The sequence below is a fragment of the Robertmurraya sp. FSL W8-0741 genome, from assembly GCF_038004005.1.
In the GTDB taxonomy this organism is placed as follows: Bacteria; Bacillota; Bacilli; order Bacillales; family Cytobacillaceae; genus Robertmurraya; species Robertmurraya siralis.
Map to the genome: position 1 here is coordinate 3,796,200 of NZ_JBBOQG010000001.1, position 17,143 is coordinate 3,813,342.

The 17,143-nt window shown below is 36.9% G+C and carries 19 protein-coding genes; 7 read left to right on the forward strand and 12 right to left on the reverse strand.

What is annotated here, in order from left to right; translation table 11 throughout:
* Nucleotides 1–2: 2 nt before the first annotated feature.
* Complete coding sequence (locus NST02_RS18550) at nucleotides 3–533, forward strand: tryptophan transporter (protein WP_095309848.1); 531 nt, start codon at nucleotides 3–5, stop codon at nucleotides 531–533.
* 52 nt (nucleotides 534–585) lie between these two features.
* On the opposite strand, the gene NST02_RS18555 is transcribed toward NST02_RS18550, so the two are convergent.
* Nucleotides 586–777: a hypothetical protein gene (locus tag NST02_RS18555; RefSeq protein WP_095309846.1), complete on the reverse strand. Its 192-nt coding sequence runs from the start codon at nucleotides 775–777 to the stop codon at nucleotides 586–588.
* Between the two features lie 284 nt (nucleotides 778–1,061).
* On the opposite strand from NST02_RS18555, the gene NST02_RS18560 reads away from it, so the two are divergent.
* Nucleotides 1,062–1,412, forward strand: a complete 351-nt coding sequence (locus tag NST02_RS18560) for a YtxH domain-containing protein (RefSeq protein ID WP_137743610.1) — start codon at nucleotides 1,062–1,064, stop codon at nucleotides 1,410–1,412.
* Nucleotides 1,413–1,807: 395 nt separating this feature from the next.
* Entirely contained in the window at nucleotides 1,808–2,389 is a 582-nt protein-coding gene (locus NST02_RS18565; RefSeq protein ID WP_095309842.1) for an HTH-type transcriptional regulator Hpr, read from the forward strand.
* Here the strand turns inward: NST02_RS18565 and NST02_RS18570 are convergent.
* Nucleotides 2,386–2,724, reverse strand: a complete 339-nt coding sequence (locus NST02_RS18570) for a DUF1878 family protein (protein ID WP_340949542.1) — start codon at nucleotides 2,722–2,724, stop codon at nucleotides 2,386–2,388. The two genes, NST02_RS18565 and NST02_RS18570, sit on opposite strands and share 4 nt — an antisense overlap.
* A gap of 201 nt (nucleotides 2,725–2,925) precedes the next feature.
* Here NST02_RS18570 and NST02_RS18575 point away from each other — a divergent pair, with 201 nt between their 5' ends.
* Nucleotides 2,926–3,480 carry a DUF3267 domain-containing protein gene (locus tag NST02_RS18575; RefSeq protein ID WP_095309838.1) on the forward strand — a complete coding sequence of 185 codons (555 nt, stop codon included), beginning with the start codon at nucleotides 2,926–2,928 and terminating at the stop codon, nucleotides 3,478–3,480.
* Between the two features lie 40 nt (nucleotides 3,481–3,520).
* Nucleotides 3,521–3,700 carry a hypothetical protein gene (locus NST02_RS18580; protein WP_095309960.1) on the forward strand — a complete coding sequence of 60 codons (180 nt, stop codon included), beginning with the start codon at nucleotides 3,521–3,523 and terminating at the stop codon, nucleotides 3,698–3,700.
* A gap of 237 nt (nucleotides 3,701–3,937) precedes the next feature.
* Here NST02_RS18580 and NST02_RS18585 read toward each other — a convergent pair whose 3' ends face one another.
* A complete protein-coding gene (locus NST02_RS18585) occupies nucleotides 3,938–4,027 on the reverse strand; it encodes a YjcZ family sporulation protein (RefSeq protein WP_137743611.1) in 90 nt (29 codons plus the stop codon).
* 522 nt (nucleotides 4,028–4,549) lie between these two features.
* On the opposite strand from NST02_RS18585, the gene NST02_RS18590 reads away from it, so the two are divergent.
* Nucleotides 4,550–5,449, forward strand: coding sequence for a peptidylprolyl isomerase (locus NST02_RS18590; protein ID WP_095309835.1), 900 nt, complete (start codon nucleotides 4,550–4,552; stop codon nucleotides 5,447–5,449).
* Between the two features lie 70 nt (nucleotides 5,450–5,519).
* On the opposite strand, the gene NST02_RS18595 is transcribed toward NST02_RS18590, so the two are convergent.
* The 7 genes from NST02_RS18595 to NST02_RS18625 form a co-directional block, all read right to left on the reverse strand.
* A complete protein-coding gene (locus NST02_RS18595) occupies nucleotides 5,520–5,705 on the reverse strand; it encodes a sporulation YhaL family protein (protein ID WP_095309833.1) in 186 nt (61 codons plus the stop codon).
* Nucleotides 5,706–6,109: 404 nt separating this feature from the next.
* Entirely contained in the window at nucleotides 6,110–7,054 is a 945-nt protein-coding gene (gene yhaM, locus NST02_RS18600; RefSeq protein ID WP_095309831.1) for a 3'-5' exoribonuclease YhaM, read from the reverse strand.
* Between the two features lie 158 nt (nucleotides 7,055–7,212).
* Nucleotides 7,213–10,197 (reverse strand): ATP-binding protein, encoded by a 2,985-nt coding sequence (locus NST02_RS18605; protein ID WP_340949548.1) that lies wholly within the window; start codon nucleotides 10,195–10,197, stop codon nucleotides 7,213–7,215.
* Between the two features lie 12 nt (nucleotides 10,198–10,209).
* Complete coding sequence (locus tag NST02_RS18610) at nucleotides 10,210–11,418, reverse strand: metallophosphoesterase family protein (protein WP_095309828.1); 1,209 nt, start codon at nucleotides 11,416–11,418, stop codon at nucleotides 10,210–10,212.
* A gap of 299 nt (nucleotides 11,419–11,717) precedes the next feature.
* Nucleotides 11,718–11,918 carry a cold-shock protein gene (locus NST02_RS18615; RefSeq protein WP_095309826.1) on the reverse strand — a complete coding sequence of 67 codons (201 nt, stop codon included), beginning with the start codon at nucleotides 11,916–11,918 and terminating at the stop codon, nucleotides 11,718–11,720.
* A gap of 182 nt (nucleotides 11,919–12,100) precedes the next feature.
* Entirely contained in the window at nucleotides 12,101–13,354 is a 1,254-nt protein-coding gene (locus tag NST02_RS18620) for an ABC transporter permease (protein WP_340949552.1), read from the reverse strand.
* Nucleotides 13,347–14,246: an ABC transporter ATP-binding protein gene (locus tag NST02_RS18625; protein ID WP_095309823.1), complete on the reverse strand. Its 900-nt coding sequence runs from the start codon at nucleotides 14,244–14,246 to the stop codon at nucleotides 13,347–13,349. Before NST02_RS18625 ends, NST02_RS18620 begins: the two co-directional genes overlap by 8 nt.
* 266 nt (nucleotides 14,247–14,512) lie before the next feature.
* Here NST02_RS18625 and NST02_RS18630 point away from each other — a divergent pair, with 266 nt between their 5' ends.
* Complete coding sequence (locus NST02_RS18630; RefSeq protein WP_095309821.1) at nucleotides 14,513–14,698, forward strand: YhzD family protein; 186 nt, start codon at nucleotides 14,513–14,515, stop codon at nucleotides 14,696–14,698.
* A 105-nt stretch (nucleotides 14,699–14,803) separates the two neighbouring features.
* Here the strand turns inward: NST02_RS18630 and NST02_RS18635 are convergent, their stop codons facing one another.
* Both NST02_RS18635 and gabT read right to left on the reverse strand, forming a co-directional pair.
* Complete coding sequence (locus tag NST02_RS18635; protein ID WP_212934012.1) at nucleotides 14,804–15,400, reverse strand: class I SAM-dependent methyltransferase; 597 nt, start codon at nucleotides 15,398–15,400, stop codon at nucleotides 14,804–14,806.
* Nucleotides 15,401–15,773: 373 nt separating this feature from the next.
* Nucleotides 15,774–17,132 (reverse strand): 4-aminobutyrate--2-oxoglutarate transaminase, encoded by a 1,359-nt coding sequence (gene gabT, locus NST02_RS18640; protein ID WP_137743666.1) that lies wholly within the window; start codon nucleotides 17,130–17,132, stop codon nucleotides 15,774–15,776.
* Between the last annotated feature and the right edge of the window lie 11 nt (nucleotides 17,133–17,143).

Genomic DNA, 17,143 nt, shown 5'->3' on the forward strand with positions numbered 1-17,143 from the left:
TAATGAAGACGAAAAACCTTGTTGCACTTGCCCTATTAGTTGGGATGGGTGCTGTATTGCATGCGGTGATGCCAGGCATCGTATTCGGAATGAAGCCAGATATGATGTTGGCCATGATGTTTTTAGGGATCGTTTTATTTCCTGACAGTAAGAGCGTCCTGCTCTTAAGTATTGTCACCGGGGTTATTTCTGGTCTAACAACGACATTCCCTGGGGGACTGATTCCAAATATCATCGACAAACCGATTACTGCCTTTGCAATCTTTGGACTATTTTTAGCCCTTAAAAATTTCCGTTCAAATATTGTCAGTATTGCCATTTTAACAGCATTAGGTACGATCATTTCAGGAATTGCATTTTTAGGCTCTGCCTATTTAATTGTAGGCTTGCCAGGTCCATTTGCAGCACTCTTTGCAGGTGTTGTACTGCCGGCAACTGCCGCCAATACAATTGCCATGATTGTCCTTTACCCAGTTGCCCTAACAATTGTAAAGAGAACAAAGCTTACAACCGGGCAAACAGTCAACAGCTAAAAATTTTGTGAATACAAATTGGGAACCCAGACAATGGGTTCCTTTTTTTGTGTCATCGCAACGCTGTCACAAACATCCCCAGCAGCAAGAAAATGAGCCCAGCAAGAGCCAAGACGAAAGCTCGTCTCTTTAAAACTTGTTTAGGCGGATAAAAACCAGGCCTTTTAATGGACATTGTGTTATAAATGGCCCCGAAGATGAGGACCATACTTAAAGTAAATAATCCAAAAATGACACCGTCCAATTCCGCTCACCCCTTTTTCTCTCCAACTATATATCCCGGGCTTTTATTTTCTATCGTCCTCTAAAAAAAGGTATAATACATATATATGCAAAGTTTCTTTCGCTATGAGGCGAATGTCAAAGCTCTTTTACTCCTTTGTTGTCAATTGGCCAAGCTATACATATTTGTCATCAAGGACGATACCTATTTTTTAATTTAACTACTTATCAAGTTTGAACGCCCTGCGTTTAGAGCATTGATAGGAACAACAATTACATAATAAAAATTAATTGAGGTGAAGGCAATTGAACAAAAAATCATTCATGCTCGGGTTATTAATTGGAGGGATCTCTGCAGGAGTTGCAGCCTTACTGTCTGCCCCTGCTTCAGGGAAGGAATCAAGAATATTCATAAAGGAAAATACGCATATATGGAAACAGCAATTATTTGAGTTAGCACATGATCTTGAGAAAATAAAAACTTCCATTTCTGCCCTTACTAAAGAAGGAAAAGACACTCTTTCTTCCTTTATAAAAGATGTAAAAATCCTCCTTGAAACATGGCAGATTGAAATGAAGCCCCATGAAGAGCAGTTAAAGAATGAACTTCATTCCATTCAAAAGACCATTCAGGAACTGGAATCATCCCTTAAATAAGCAAAGGTTTTGAATACAATCCTTCTTTTTCATGTATTTTTTATATTCAACACCATCCTATAAAAAAACTTATAAAAAAAGAAGGATTTTTTTATTTGAGGCAGAAAAGTAATATATTATAAAAATGATCAGTTTGTAATGAAACATTTTCTTCTATTAATCGTATTTTATTTATAGCTTCCGTATAAATAGACATCAGTAAATATTTCCAGTCCATTGTTTTGACTATATAAAAAATGAGGAAAAACGCCATATCATCTTACTTGTTTTACATAATTACAAGCTTATTTAAAATCTATAAAAAAATTTCTAAAAATTTAGTATATTTTTTCTTTATTTCTGATTGTTTTCTTGGCATAATGAAATAAAGAATATTAAAGCGGGTGAATTTGGGGATGACAGAGAAAAATTATACAATGAAAGAAGCGATGATTTTCAGTCAAAGAATTGCACAGTTAAGTAAGGCCTTATGGAAGTCTATTGAGAAAGATTGGCAGCAGTGGATCAAGCCGGCAGATTTAAACATCAATGAGCACCACATCTTATGGATAGCGTATCATTTAAACGGCTCCTCTATTTCTGATGTTGCTAAGTTTGGAGTAATGCATGTATCCACAGCCTTTAACTTTTCAAAAAAGCTTGAAGAAAGAGGATTGCTCAAATTCTCCAAAAAAGAAAGCGATAAGCGCAACACGTATATAAAATTGACAGAAAAAGGCGAGGAAGTTTTATTAAGTCTGATGGAAACCTACGACCCTGATAAAAATTCTGTTTTCTCAGGCGCTATGCCTTTAAAGAATTTATACGGGAAATTTCCAGAAATTGTGGAAATGATGGCGATTGTACGCAACGTATATGGGGATGACTTTATGGAAATTTTTGAAAGATCCTTTGAAAACATTGAAAATGAATTCGATGATAAAGATGGCTATTTAACAAAAAAGGATCCCTCAAAAGAACTTGTAATAAAGGATTAATCTGCAAATTTTTTAAGTTGTAACATGAGTGGCAAATATAATTGTTGACGGAGACAAGCTTCAATCGTCTCTTTTGGTTCAAGGCTTGGGTGCAAATCTATTTTGAATCTTTTATAAAGTGATTCAAAATAGACAAACCCCTCCGCTTGTTGCTCTTCAAGTGCAGCCGTTAATTCTTCGCAAATCGAGTAAAAATGTTCAACGTCTTTTTTACTCAATGATTTTTCGACAATTAATTTATAAAATTGATCATCGCTTTTGGATATCATCTTCAATAATATTGATTGATGATATTCAAGGCGATTGATTTTTTCTAGCAATGTATCAAGGTCCATAAAACAACCTCTTTCGGGTATATTATTAAAAGTTAGACAAATGTTAATCCTATGTCCGCTCTTATTTTACAGAAACAAACCTAAAAATGAAATAAGAAACCTATTGATTTTTTTATTCTTTGATCGTAAAGTATCAGAAGTGGATCTTGATTTGCACATTTATATCGATACCATGAATCCCTAACTTACTCCTTGTGGAGGATGATACTTTTGAATTGTTGGAAAACGATAAACTTTACTAAGCAATATGGACCTCAAAGATTGTTTATCATATCATTGATGACGATGTTAGTAGCATTTATTATTTTATATATGGCAATGTCTCATCTGCTCGTTCCGACTACCTTATATGATAATCATTTTGCCGTACTAGTATGCGGAGTGATTCTTATGTATCCACTTCATAAATTTTTGCATTTTTTGCCGATTGCTCATTTAGGAGCAATAGTAAAAAAGAAAATTGAGTGGAAATTTGGAATTTATCCCATTTTAGAGATAAAAGTTCATGAACCAATTACCAAAACATTATTTTTAGTTGCATTGCTCATGCCATTATTTGTCATAACGACCCTTTTAAGCCTATCATACTTTTTATTTGAACATTATGTTCACTATATTACGATTTTAATGGCTTATCAGATTGGTTTATCTGTTCCAGATATTCTCCATGCAATCAATATTAGAAAAGCTCCGAAAAATGCTTATATTGAGGAAAATGAAGATGGCTTTGAAATTTTAGTAACAAAGCATCAATAATAGCCTTACTGATGATTATGCCTAAAGGAGGGATTTTGTGATCATCTCCATTTTTATCGTTTTTGCTATATTTATATTGTTTAATATTAATAAACTGACAAATTCCCTTTGTTTGCAAAAAGAAATCCCTGAAGAAAAGCAAGCGAAGGTGTTTAGAACGATAAATGTATTAATTACCATCTTGTTAATATCTTCATACATCGAAATATTATACACATAAGCAACTGCAAAAAGAAGAACATGGCTTAATCCATGTTCTTCTTTTTACTAAAAGTTCAATAAAACTTTGTGTATCTTTGATAAAGCTTCACAAGCTTATAATAAAGGATATTATTTAAAAATGGTTTTTTATATCCTTAGCAATACTTTCGCCGATTTTTCCGTCCTTCTGCACGCCTTTAAAGTCTTTCTAATTTTAGTTATTTACTCAGCCTTTGTTCAAATCGTCCTTCTTTTCTTATAGCCATGCTGCTCCAACAATGACTAATAGAATGAACAACACAACGATTAAAGCAAAACCTCCACCGTATCCTGCTGCACCCATCATAACACCTCCTTCCAAGATAAGATCGTCTAAATAATCCCCCTACCGAACTGGCAAGTTATCTGTTTTTAATTGGTTCCATGGCCGCCTTGTCAATACATGGAACATGAAAATGATTGGATTCCCTCTCATCTTGTTGAAGAGGAGCTTATCGCTCTTACACTTTATCCTATGTATAAGTCCTTATTTTGGAATAGGTAGAGTGCCTATTTTTGTGGACAAAAAATGGAGATAGATATGGTTTTGTTCTTTTTCCAAATTATGATATAGTATACTTTGTGGTAACCAGTGATACATTTTCAAATAGGTTTTTTATTAAAATTACAAACGAATAAAAAATAGGCTTTGTTATATGTCGGTGTTGATTTTTTGTTCATTTCGTGTGAAACTAAAGTTTCACACGAAATGAACAAAAATCGTTGCATCAATAATATTGTTTAACAAAGCTAAAAAATAAGGGAATGGTTTTCTTTATCCTATGAAATGTAGTCACAATCAAGAAATTTAATTATAGGAGTTGTTTTAATGAAAAAGTGGGTCCTTTCCCTATTATTACTTGTGGGAATCGTTACGTTAGCTGCATGTAACAACGGGGGTAATTCTGAGACAGTCGCAGAAACAAAAGCAGGCAATATTACAAAGGACGAGCTTTATGAAGCAATGAAAAAGTCCTATGGACAAAATGTCCTTCAACAACTTGTGTATGAAAAAATCTTATCTGAAAAATATGAAGTAACGGATGAAGAGCTTGACGCAAAATTCAATGAAGTGAAAGAGCAGTTAGGGGCAAACTTCGAAATGGCCTTAATGCAATACAATATGACAGAGGAAAGCTTTAAAGATAGCCTAAAGCTTGACCTTCTCGTTGAAAAAGCGGCTACTGCCGATATGGAAGTAACAGATGAAGAAGTTCAGGAATACTATGATAACTACAAGCCGCAAATTAAGGCTCGTCATATTTTAGTTGAGGACGAAGCAACAGCAAAAGAAGTGAAAGCGAAGCTTGATGATGGTGGAGATTTTGCAGAATTAGCAAAAGAATACTCACAAGATCCTGGCTCTGCTGAAGAAGGCGGCGAATTAGGCTGGTTTGGTCCAGGAAGGATGGTTCAGCCATTCGAAGAAGCGGCTTATGCACTGGATGTGAATGAAATTAGCGAACCTGTCAAATCTGACAACGGTTTCCATATCATCCAAGTAACCGAAAAAGAAGAGAAGAAACCTCTAGAAGACATGAGAGCTGAGATTGAGTATGAAGTAAAAGTATCAAAAATCGATAACACTATGATGAGTGAAACACTTCAGAAAGAATTGAAAGAGGCTAATGTGAAAATCAGTGATAAAGAATTAAGCGGCTTTATGCAGTCTGACGAAGGTGCAGAGGGTACAGAAGCTGAAAAAAATACTGAATCTGATGAAAAATAATACTTTATACAAAAACAGTCTGAACATCTCTTGATGTTCAGACTGTTTCTATTTAAGCTACCATTGGAAATTAGCCAAATGAACGGCTCTCCGTTTTTTCTTCTTTCGCTTTTTCCAACCGCTCCATATAAATTTCTCCCTCTTTTTCAATCAGTTCTCTTTCTTTTTCTCTTTCTTCTCTGCCTGTTTTAACAGCCATAAAGGCGCTTATGACAATACCACCAACAATCACTATTACCCAAATAGGCACACCCATATTTTCTTCCTCCACATATATAGATTTGTACAAGCCTTATTGGTTCCATTGTATGCATAAATCTTTAAAATATGAACGTAGCAATAGAGATTATTGCTGAGTTCGACTGGTGGCAGAAGATTCATGTCAACAGTATTTCTCCTTCATGCGATATTTTCAGGTAAAATCGCTTTTTCTCAGCTACTATTATCATTTTTTAAGCTGACTACTTAAAGAGCCTACTTTTGGCAGCACGAACGATAAATGCGATACTATTCCCTGAATGACTTACCGTAGCGAAGGGTATTTGAAGTTTACTAAACTTTTACTATTTGGGCCAGACGTAGATATACTTTATATTTGCTCTAAACGATAAGAAAAACGGTAGCCATGCTCGAGCTTGCTCGCATACGGCTACCATTTTTTTAGTTATGAAAAGTAGGCTTGTAAAAGGCGCGATTATCCAATGCAAATACTCTGTCCGTAAACTCTCCTGGTTTGACACGCTCAAGCGCCCGGTCAAGCATGTTCATTTTCGCATCAATATTATCAATGTAATGGAGAATTTCCGCCTCTTTAATCAATGGCGGCTTCGGACTTCCCCACTCGGCTTTGCCGTGGTGGGACAACACTAAATGTTGCAGTATAACTACTTCTTCACCGGAAATCCCAAGCTCATTTGCCGCATGGACAATTTCAGATGCCATAATATTAATGTGGCCAAGTAAATTCCCTTCAACTGTATAAGTTGTGGAAATCGGACCTGAAAGCTCCGTTACCTTGCCTAAATCGTGGAGCAATACACCTGCATACAGCAGGTCTTTATCAAGACTTGGATATAACCCTGCTATAGCCTTTGCCAAATCCAGCATGCTGACGACATGATAAGCTAAACCGGAAACAAATTCATGATGATTTTTAGTCGCTGCTGGAAACTCTAAGAAATCATCCTGATATTTTTTTAGCAAATGCCTCGTAATTCTTTGTATATTTGGATTCTTCATTTCGAAGATATATTGTGTGATTTTGCTTAGCATTTCTTCCTTACTGACAGGTGCCGTTAATAAAAAGTCTGAAAGATTAACTCCATCCGTCGGAGTTGCGGGACGAATTTGCCGAAGTCTTAATTGATTTCTCCCTCGATAATTCTGGATATCACCCAACACCTTCACAATCTTCTCCGCACTATAGTTCTTTTCATCCGCCTCAGATGCGTCCCAAAGCTTCGCTTCTATTTCACCGCTTTGATCCTGCAAAATTAGAGTTAAAAATGGTTTTCCGTTGCTGGCTGTACCTTTTACAGAACTTTTTATAAGTAGAAACTTCTCAACTTGCTCCCCGACATCATGCTGGAGAATACCCTTACTCATATGAATAGACGCCCCTTTCTATGAAACTATTATAGCATACGCATGGAGGATCGTTGTAAAAAGCGAACCAGCTTAATTCAAGGCAAATTTATTTTAGGCCGTTAATTTTTACTTCATTTTGACTTCCTTACACCGCTGGAAAATGAACAAAATAAAGTCTAAAAAATAGAAATGCTACTATGTTTACTTATAAGATTGTCCATGCTCATGACTTCCTCTTTTTCAAAATAACTTAGTAAATGTTGGTGACATGTAAAGAAAAGAATTTGATTATCTTTTATACTCTGTAATAATTCAATTACATTTGACGTTCGTACGTGGTCAAAATTAACAAAACTATCATCTATTATAATGGGAAAAGGATACTTTTTATAGATTGTTGTCGCAAGGGCTAAGCGCAGCGAAAAATAAATCTGCTCCATCGTTGCCTGACTTAATTCATTCGCTTCAAAAAGAACATGATCCGCCCTTTCTATCAGAAATCCATTTGCCTCCGCTTTGGGAAGGATTCTTAAATAATTTCCATTTGTTAAAAATGCTAGATATTGTTCTGCCTTTTTTAACATTGATGGCAGACGTTCTTCTTTAAAACGATTGACAGTCTTCTGCAACATTTCTTTTGCAACCATGCGCTTCGCCCATTCCTTTGCTATTCCATCTAACTCAGACTGGAGTTGCCTATACCTATGAAGAAGTTCACCATATGCCCCGCCCTCCTCAAGCAGGGAAATTTGATGCTTTACTTCTGCCAAGGATTGCTGGAGCACTTGAATATCATCTTTGACAGCATGCAATGCCCTAACCGTCATTTCTCTTTCAATTTGTGGTTCTATCCCTTCCATTGCATCAATCTCTAAAAGAGATAATTTGAGTTGCCTTGATAACTCCTCTGCTTTTAATGCTAATTGCTGTCTCCTTTCAGCCTCCTTGCCTTTTAAGCGGTATGCTTCTTCTGAATCGACTTGCGCCATCGCAAATAATGTGCTCTTTTCCTGCTCAAGATGCTCAAACTCTCTTGTTACATGTTCTAGCTGTTCAGCTAATTCTGTCTGTTTCTCCATCAACGCTTCATACTTTTGTTTGTTGACAAATTCCTTCTTTAACTGTTCTCTTAATATATAAATCTTATCTCCAATCGAACTTGAAGACGGAGCGAAAAACCTCGTCCATATACGCTCAATTCTTTCCTCAAAATTTTTCACATCCGCTTCCTTTTTCAGCAATTGCGAATCAAGATTGCGATCTTCCCTTTTTAATTCCTTTAGCTTTGAAATCAACAGAAACGCTTCGTGAACATGATTTAAAGCCAATTCCTTCGATAAGCAAAGTTCTCGACCAAGCTGAAGTAAAAACTCTTCATGCTGTTTCATTTCTTGCTCCCAAGCTTCAAATGCATGAAGTACTTTTTCATATTGATTGTTCTGCTGCTCCCATTTAATTTTCATGACTGTTAATTGCTCTCTTAGAGCTTGATCCCGCTTTAATTGCTCCGTTATGAAAGAAACATCTGCATCAGAAAAATCATTCATTTCTGTTTTTAGTGAAACTTCTTCTTCTTTTAAGCGCTGTAGTTCAACTTCAAACTCTTTTTGCCGAGTTTTCCTCCTTACAAACAGCTTATACCCAGAAAAACTAATCCCGATAGCACCAATAACAACAAGACCCCATTGTGCCTGAAAGAGTCCCCAAATCGCCAATATCACAAAAAGACCCGCCAAAAAAAGAGAGTGTATTTGATTGGAGCGAAGCTGCTCCTTCTCTTTCTGGTTATTCATTTTTAGAAGATGTATTTTATCGCCAATACTATGTAGTTCCCTCTCTATTAAATCCTTCCGCTTCCAACGTTGCAGTCTATTTTCGTTCTCTTCTCGAACAGTTTCAGGCAGTAACTCCTCTTGTAGCTGCTCAATTTGATGTTCCAGCCTTTCTAATTCCTCTTGTTCTTTTATAAATTGTTGATCAAGCTCGAGTTTTTGCTCCTGCAGTCGAATTTGTTTTTTCTCAGCATGGGCCGCTTTATCCTTCATGAAAATACTTGTATTTACATGATTCAGCCTGTCTTCATCCATAGATAAATGGAGCATGCTCTCTATGTCTTCAATTTTCTCAGTCAGTTGCTCGCGTTTAAACCGCCACTGCTCTATCTCCTCTTTCATCTGTTGATAAAGGGTGACCTGTTCAACAATCTGTTGTATCTCAGTTTCTGCCTCAATAAACTGGCGGTTTGGTTCAAGAAGCTTTAATTCTTCTTCCATTTGCTTATTGCGCTCACTCAAAGACTTCATTTGCCCTTCTAACGGCTTTAATAGCTGCTGTAGCTGTTCAAGTCGGGGAAGCCCATCTGTCGGAAAAGAAACGTCTTCAGACTGTTGCAATTGGCTTTGAAGCAATCGTCTTTCTTTTACAATTGGCAACAGCTTTTCCCATTCTTCCAATTGCTGCAACTTCTTCTGAAGACCGTACATTTCTTTTTGTTTCATTTGAATGGTTTCCTCGATTTGACTCTTTTGCTTTAGAAGCTCCCCGTATTGTTCATTTTGTTGTTCTGCCCGTTTTAGCTCTTTATGAACACCATTTATCTCCCTTAACTTTTCATTAATAGCAGGTTTCTTCCCATTTGGTTTGAACCAACTATCAATCTCTTTAAGAAGTTCAGTTTCAGCTATTAATAAACGCTCTGTACCTACTGTTCCAGTAGAAAATAAAAACCTTCCTAAATCCTCCCCTTTCAGTTGATGCACATTTTGCAAACCATGTATATTAAAAGAAAAGATTGACTGATATAACCCTTTATCGATCCGCCATAAAAGCTCATTAAGCAATTCTTCGCCGCCGCTTCTGCCGTCTGACAATAGAACAGTGACATCACCGACTGCTTTTCCCCTCACACGTTCGATTGTTGCCTTTCCTTCTTTCAGCTCAAGTACAAGCTGACCACCATATTTCGCACCTTTCTTTGGTTCATAGCGCAGTTCATTTTGCTGCTTTGTAGGAAAACCGAAGAGAATGCTATGAATAAATGACATAATCGTTGATTTTCCCGCTTCGTTTTCCCCGTAAAAAACATTTAAATCTTGGATTTTTTTAATGGTTACATTTTCCAATTTGCCATAACCGTAAATATGGAGTTCTCTTATTTTCAAACATCTCACCCCCTACTGCTTTAGTAGCTTCTTCATTAATAAAGCCTCAGCATCTGTCGCTATTTCCTGTACATCGCTCTCAGAAAGCGGCGCTAAATATTTTCTTGCACCAGGATGCTTATAGAGTGGTGCTATCGCTTCCTCTATTTCTGTAAAACTCTTCACCGTTTGAAAAAGCTCTCCATAAAAATCAGATTCCTTCGCCAATTCCGTTTGATTCCAAGAAAATTTCTCTTCAGCTATTATTCGAACAACCCATACAAATGACTGTTCATCCTTTTCTTCTTCCTGCAAAATTTCTAATAATTCATCTAGCAGAGCAGAATCAAACCTTTGCAAGCCGATGATTTTCAGGGTTGTAAAAATACCGCGTTCTTCTACTCTAACTTCCTCCATTTTTTCAAGACACAGACGATATAATTGGTCAAAGGTGGAAATGTTGGCAGCATCAATTGTTATTTCATCCCAAATTATCTCGCTCGTTTCAACAAAATCAAATGTTGCAGCAGCTTCCTTCAACTCAACCAAATAACAGCCTTTCTGACCTTGTTCCTTTCTATGTCTTCCTTGCGTATTCCCTGGATAAACAATGGGTGGATTCTCATGAAGAACTGTTCTCTGATGAATATGACCTAATGCCCAATAATGAAACTCCTTTTCAAGCAAATCTTTTATTTGGAAAGGAGCATAATTTCCATGATCTGAGCTTCCCTCCGCATTGCCATGGAGAATTCCAATATGAAAATCTGCCCCAGCCTTTCGTTTGTAGCTGTGAATTTTTCGTTCAAATACATGTCTTTCTGGATAGCTAAAGCCATATAAATAAACCTTTGTTCCGTTTTTAGCAGTAAATTCCTTTATTTCGACTTCCTCTTTAAAAACATGTACATTAGCAGGAAGTCTTATTTCCGTCCACTTTCCGCCTAAATGATCATGATTACCGTGAACAATAAAAACATCAATCTTTTCCTTCTCTAATCGTTCCAGTTGTTTAGCAAGGAACACTTGAGCCCGCACACTTCTGTCTTCTAGATCAAATAAATCTCCAGCTAAAACGACAAAATCAACATGGTGGAAAATGGCCGCATTCACTAAATTCTCAGCCGCTCGAAAGGTACTTTCCAAAATTCTTTTAAAAATGGCGTCCGGCAATGCTTGTAAGCCAAGCATCGGACTATCAATATGTAAATCTGCCCCATGGATAAATCTTATTTTCTTCATAACTGCTTCCTCACATTAGCTTTTCTAATATCTTACCATAAAATCGAATATACGTTCTAGCAAGTACCATGAACAAGCGTAAGACTCCTTCAGAACCATGAATATCCGAATTGTTCCTGTCATGATAAATCTAAGTCAGTTTCCTTCATACTTTTATCCGTACAACTATATTTTGGAGATAAAGGAAATTGCGGAGCAATTACTTAAGAGGATCTGAAGTTTGTGAGACTAATTCACGCATTTTGTAAACGACAAAAAAGCAGACCCATAAATGAGTCTGCTCTGAAAGTTCGAATTAATTAAGCTTTGTTAACGTTAGCTGCTTGAGGTCCACGAGCACCTTGTTCTACGTCAAAAGTTACTGATTGACCTTCTTCAAGAGTTTTGAAACCTTCGCCTTGGATAGCTGAGAAATGAACGAATACATCTTCTCCACCTTCACGCTCGATAAATCCGAAACCTTTTTCTGCGTTAAACCATTTTACTTTACCATTTTCCATGTATGTTGCCTCCTATGTGCATTAAACGCACAAATGTATTACTATTCTTGCTCTTCCAGGCGAAAATATATTATTCTTCCCTTAAATTCTGAACAAAAATAATTCTTACTAAGCATAACAGAATAAATTGGAAAAGGCAAGTAAACTTATTAATTCCCATAAAATAACTTTTCAAGTATTGATTATTTCTCTGACTTCGTCATCTGAAGGGCCTTCTTAATATCTTTAAAGGAGCTTGTTTTACCGTACATAAGTACTCCTCCTTTATAAACCCTCGCTCCAAATATCGCAAGTAAGATAATCGAAACAAGCAGGATTGCAATCCCGAGAATTGGCTCCCAAGCTGGTAAGGTTAGCATTCCGACGCGCATAAACATCAGCATTGGCGTAAAGAACGGAATGTACGAAGTAACTGCGACAAATGGGGCATCGGGATTCCCAAGACCAAACATGGCGAGCATAAAGCCGGCAACAACCAACAATGTCATTGGCGTAATCATTTGTTGAACATCCTCTATTCTGCTAACAAGCGATCCTAAGAACGCAGCTAAAGTTGCATAAAGGAAATAGCCTAGAATAAAGAATATGACAGCATACACGATCGTCGATACGGAAACTGCACCAAATCCAAAAACGCTGAAAAATCCGCCTTCCATCGAATCGAGATTTTGCTTAATTGAAAAATATCCAACTCCTAGCAACAAAATTAGCTGTGTTAAACTTAAAAGTCCAATCCCTAATATTTTTGCAAACATTTGCTTAATTGGAGAGACACTTGAAATTAAAATCTCCATCACACGGGAAGATTTTTCAGTCGCGACTTCCATGGCAATCATATTTGCATACATGATAACAGCAAAGTAAATAACAAATAATAACACATAAACAAGTCCTCTTGCCTGACTAAGCTCTTCTTCAGTTTTTGCATTTTCCTCTAAAGCAACTCTTTCGACTGAAACCGGCTCATAAAGAGCGGCAAGTTGTTCCTGGGTTAAATTAATTTGATTTGCTGCCATTTGTGTTTTGACTTGCTGTAGTCCTGATTGAAGGACGGTATACGATTCCACATCTGAAATGCTCATCGATTTGTAAGTGGCGACTGGTAAATTAGCTTCATCAACGTCCAAAATTAATAATCCACTATATTCCCCTTCTTCCAAAGCTTTTTCAGCTTTTTTAGCCCCTGCCTCGTAATTTTCTAAAATCAGTTCACTGTCCGTTAACTTTAATTGTTCTTGAAGCGGTGACAAAAGCTCGCTCGTTTCATCGATTACAGCAATTTTTTCTGAGCTATTTTTATTAAAAAAACCAATGATATTCGTCATATTGGAGAGACCGATAACGATCGCTAATGTCAAAATAGTCGTCACCACAAATGACTTGGTTTTTACTTTACTCATATACGTGTGTGATAAAATAATCCAGAAATTATTCATATGAAGCACCTACCTTCTCGATAAAAATATCATTCAAAGAAGGCTCCTCAAGCACAAATCTTCGAACAAACCCTTTTCCGACAATATCCTTTAAAATCTTCTCTGCGACATGCTCTCCTTCAATTTGCAAATGCACACCTTCTGGCGTTCTCTTCATTTTTGTAACACCAGGGTAGTTCTCAAAAGCAGATAAATCAAAGTCAGCATGTATGATTAAGTTCTTTTTTCCAAAAGCTCTTTTAATTTCCTTTAGCGAGCCATGAACAACTGGACGTCCCCGATGCATAATACATAAATGCTCACACATCTCTTCTACATGCTCCATCCGGTGGCTAGAAAAGACGATCGTCGTTCCATTCTCCTTAATTTCCAGAACGGCTTCTTTCAACTGCTCCACATTAACTGGGTCAAGTCCACTGAACGGTTCATCAAGGATAAGCAGCTTAGGTTTATGTAAAACAGCAGCAATAAATTGAATCTTTTGCTGATTACCTTTTGAAAGCTCCTCTACCCGTTTATCTAAATACTCAGGAACCTTAAAACGATCAAGCCATTTTTTTAACTCTTCTAATGCCTCCTCTTTTTTCATTCCTCTTAGTCGAGCTAAATACACCAGTTGATCCTTTACCTTCAGCTTTGGATATAATCCTCTCTCTTCTGGAAGATATCCGATAACAGGACTTGTCTCATATGTAATTGGCTGTCCATTCCAGGTTACGTTTCCCTCAGTAGCATCCAAAAGACCTAATATCATTCTGAAGGTTGTCGTTTTCCCAGCACCATTTGCACCCAAAAAACCAAACATTTCCTTTTCAGGTATTGCAATTGATAAATTATCCACTGCGGTAAAACTGCCAAAGCGTTTCGAGACATCTTCTAACTTTAGAACCATATTGCATCCTCCTCTTCTTACTTAGTGTATACGAAATAAAAAGAAAAAAGGTTCATTTTCTCTTATTTTTTCTTTTTACAAAGCTTTGTTAAACATAATTATTGATAATGAACCTTTGGTTTGGCACGAAATGGGCCGAAAAATCAACACGATAAAAATTGAAACTTTTTGCAAAATTTAAATGATTATGTGAAAATTATCATTGAAACTTGATGTAACCGTTCTACTACGCAATTTAATTTACTAAATAAAGGGGAATCTTTTCGATGAAAATCTATAAACTGACTGCATTTGAATCGAATGGAGAAAAAATTCTGGACGAAGCATTTGAAGCGAAAAGCGATGATGAAGCAAAGCAAATAGGGGAAAAGCGCTTAAATGAAATAGGAGCACTTGATAAAACGCATCGTTGCACCTCACCAACCGGCCAGTTACTATTGTTTCATATGTAGCTTCCACGCAACAAAAAACAAAGCGCAAAAGAACCACTGAAATCAACTGGCCCACCTGAGCTTTTTATGGGCTCAGGTGGGCTTCCCATTCGTTAAACAAAAAATTTACTTTAAACTACTGGAGATAAACATTGAAGCATCTTGATTCATAAAGATATTTTTACCATGGTGGAATGTTCTAAGCTTAGTTCCTTTAAATCCAACCTCCGCCAAAATTTCTTTCAGCTCTTCATGTACAAACCCATTATGAACTTTCGGATGAAATACTTCATCGTTTTTGTCAAAATCCACAATGATTAACTTACCACCCGCATTTAAAATATGGAATAACTCTTGAAGGATTTTTTTAGTATCTGAGATATGGAGAAGTACTAGTGACATTAAAACAATATCTGCCTTATGTTCTGATGCAGTTTTAGTAAAATCAGAATAAAGCACTTGCGCGTTGGTGATTCCTTTTCGGGAAATTTTCGCCTTCGCAAGCTCCAACATTTGTTTTGCTGAATCTACTAGTAAAATGGAATCTACTACATCACATAGTTCCAAGCTAACTAAACCTGTGCCACTGCCATAATCCATTAAAGTTTTTGACTGACTATCTTGCAATTCAGCTCTTACTTCAGCTGCGATTACTTTCGCTAATTCTATCCTATGTTCCGTATCATATTTAGTTGCGATCTGTTCGAATAGATTATCATCCATCATTTTACTCTCCATTTTGATTTTAGCCTTTGTTAAACAATCCTGTTGATAAAAATCAACATAGACATAAAACAAAGCCTGGTTTTATTATTGACGTCTGGCAATTGAATTACTTGTATCGTTCGTCCCAATCTTTTGGATCAAAACTAATGATATTTTATGGTCATTATACATAAATCCTACTTTTTTTCGACTTATCACGCTCAAACATAGCCATTCGTCCACAACCCATTATTCACAAATTTTGTATATGCAACGATGAAGGCTTCGTTTTTTCTTAAACCGGGTTTTATATTTCATGATGCTGAAAAATAGCTCTAATCCAATGAATTCGAGGTGAGGTTCGCCTTTCATCGAATTAGAGCCTAAATCATTATGATCGTTTAATTCCGGTTTGTTTTAAATGAAACATTACTTCTTTTAACACAGCCAAGCCTTCATCAAGCTGATCATCTGTAATCACTAACGGGCTTAAAATGCGAATAATATTGCCATATAACCCTGCGCTCATTAAAATTAAACCACGGCGATGGGCCTCCTGAAGAATCTGCATTGTCAACTCCTTATCCGGCTCTTTTTCAGTTCTGTTCTTCACAATTTCAATCGCTGTCATTGCACCTAGTGTGCGAACTTCACCAATAAATGCAATGTCCTCTTGAAGCTGCTTGAAAAAATGAACGATCGACTCCCCTATTTTGTTTGCACGCTCTGTAAGATTTTCCTTTTCAATCATTTTTATGACCTCTAACGCGGCGACACAACCTAAAGGACTCCCGCCATATGTTCCACCAATTTCACCGCTTGAAGGTGCATCCATTATCTCCGCTCTTCCTGTGACCGCACTGAGTGGGAGTCCTGCGGCAATCGATTTTGACATCGTCATTAAATCAGGAATGACTTCAGAATGCTCCATCGCAAACATTTTCCCTGTTCTTGCAAAACCTGTTTGGACCTCATCCGCAATAAAGAGTATTCCGTTTTCTTCACATATTTTCTTTATTCTTTGGACAAAGGATTTAGAAGGAACGATAAATCCCCCTTCTCCTTGAACCGGCTCCATAATTACGGCAGCAACGTCTTCAGCCGGCACTTCACTCAAGAAAAAGTTGTGAAATTGTTTAATTATCTGTTCATCAACATCTTCCCTCGTCATCCCTTCAGGCGCACGATAATAATAAGGGTACGGCATTTTATACGTGTCTGGGGCAAAGGGACCAAAGCCATTTTTATATGGCTTCACTTTACTTGTTAAAGACATTGCCATATATGTTCTACCATGAAACCCCCGTTCAAAAGAGATAATTGCTCTTCTGCCTGTATATTTCCGCGCAATTTTGATGGCGTTTTCAACAGCTTCAGCACCACTGCTTAGAAAAAAAGTTTTTTTATTATGAGTACCTGGCGTAATTCGATTTAATTTCTCTGCCAACTCTATATATGGTTCATACATCATCACATGAAAACAAGGATGTAAATATTTTTCCAATTGTGTTTTTAACGACTCAACTACCGCTGGTGGACAATGCCCAGCATTTAAAGACCCAATCGCCCCTGCAAAATCAATAAATGTATTTCCATCGACATCGGTAACTAATGCACCAGTACCTTTTTCAATAAAGGTATGAACGGTATTAAATGGACCTCTCGGGACATGTTGCTCTCTTCTTTTTAGCAGCTCTGCCGCTTTTGGTCCAGGAATTTCAGTGACGAGGTTAATCGACTCTGTTTTCATTGTCATTACAG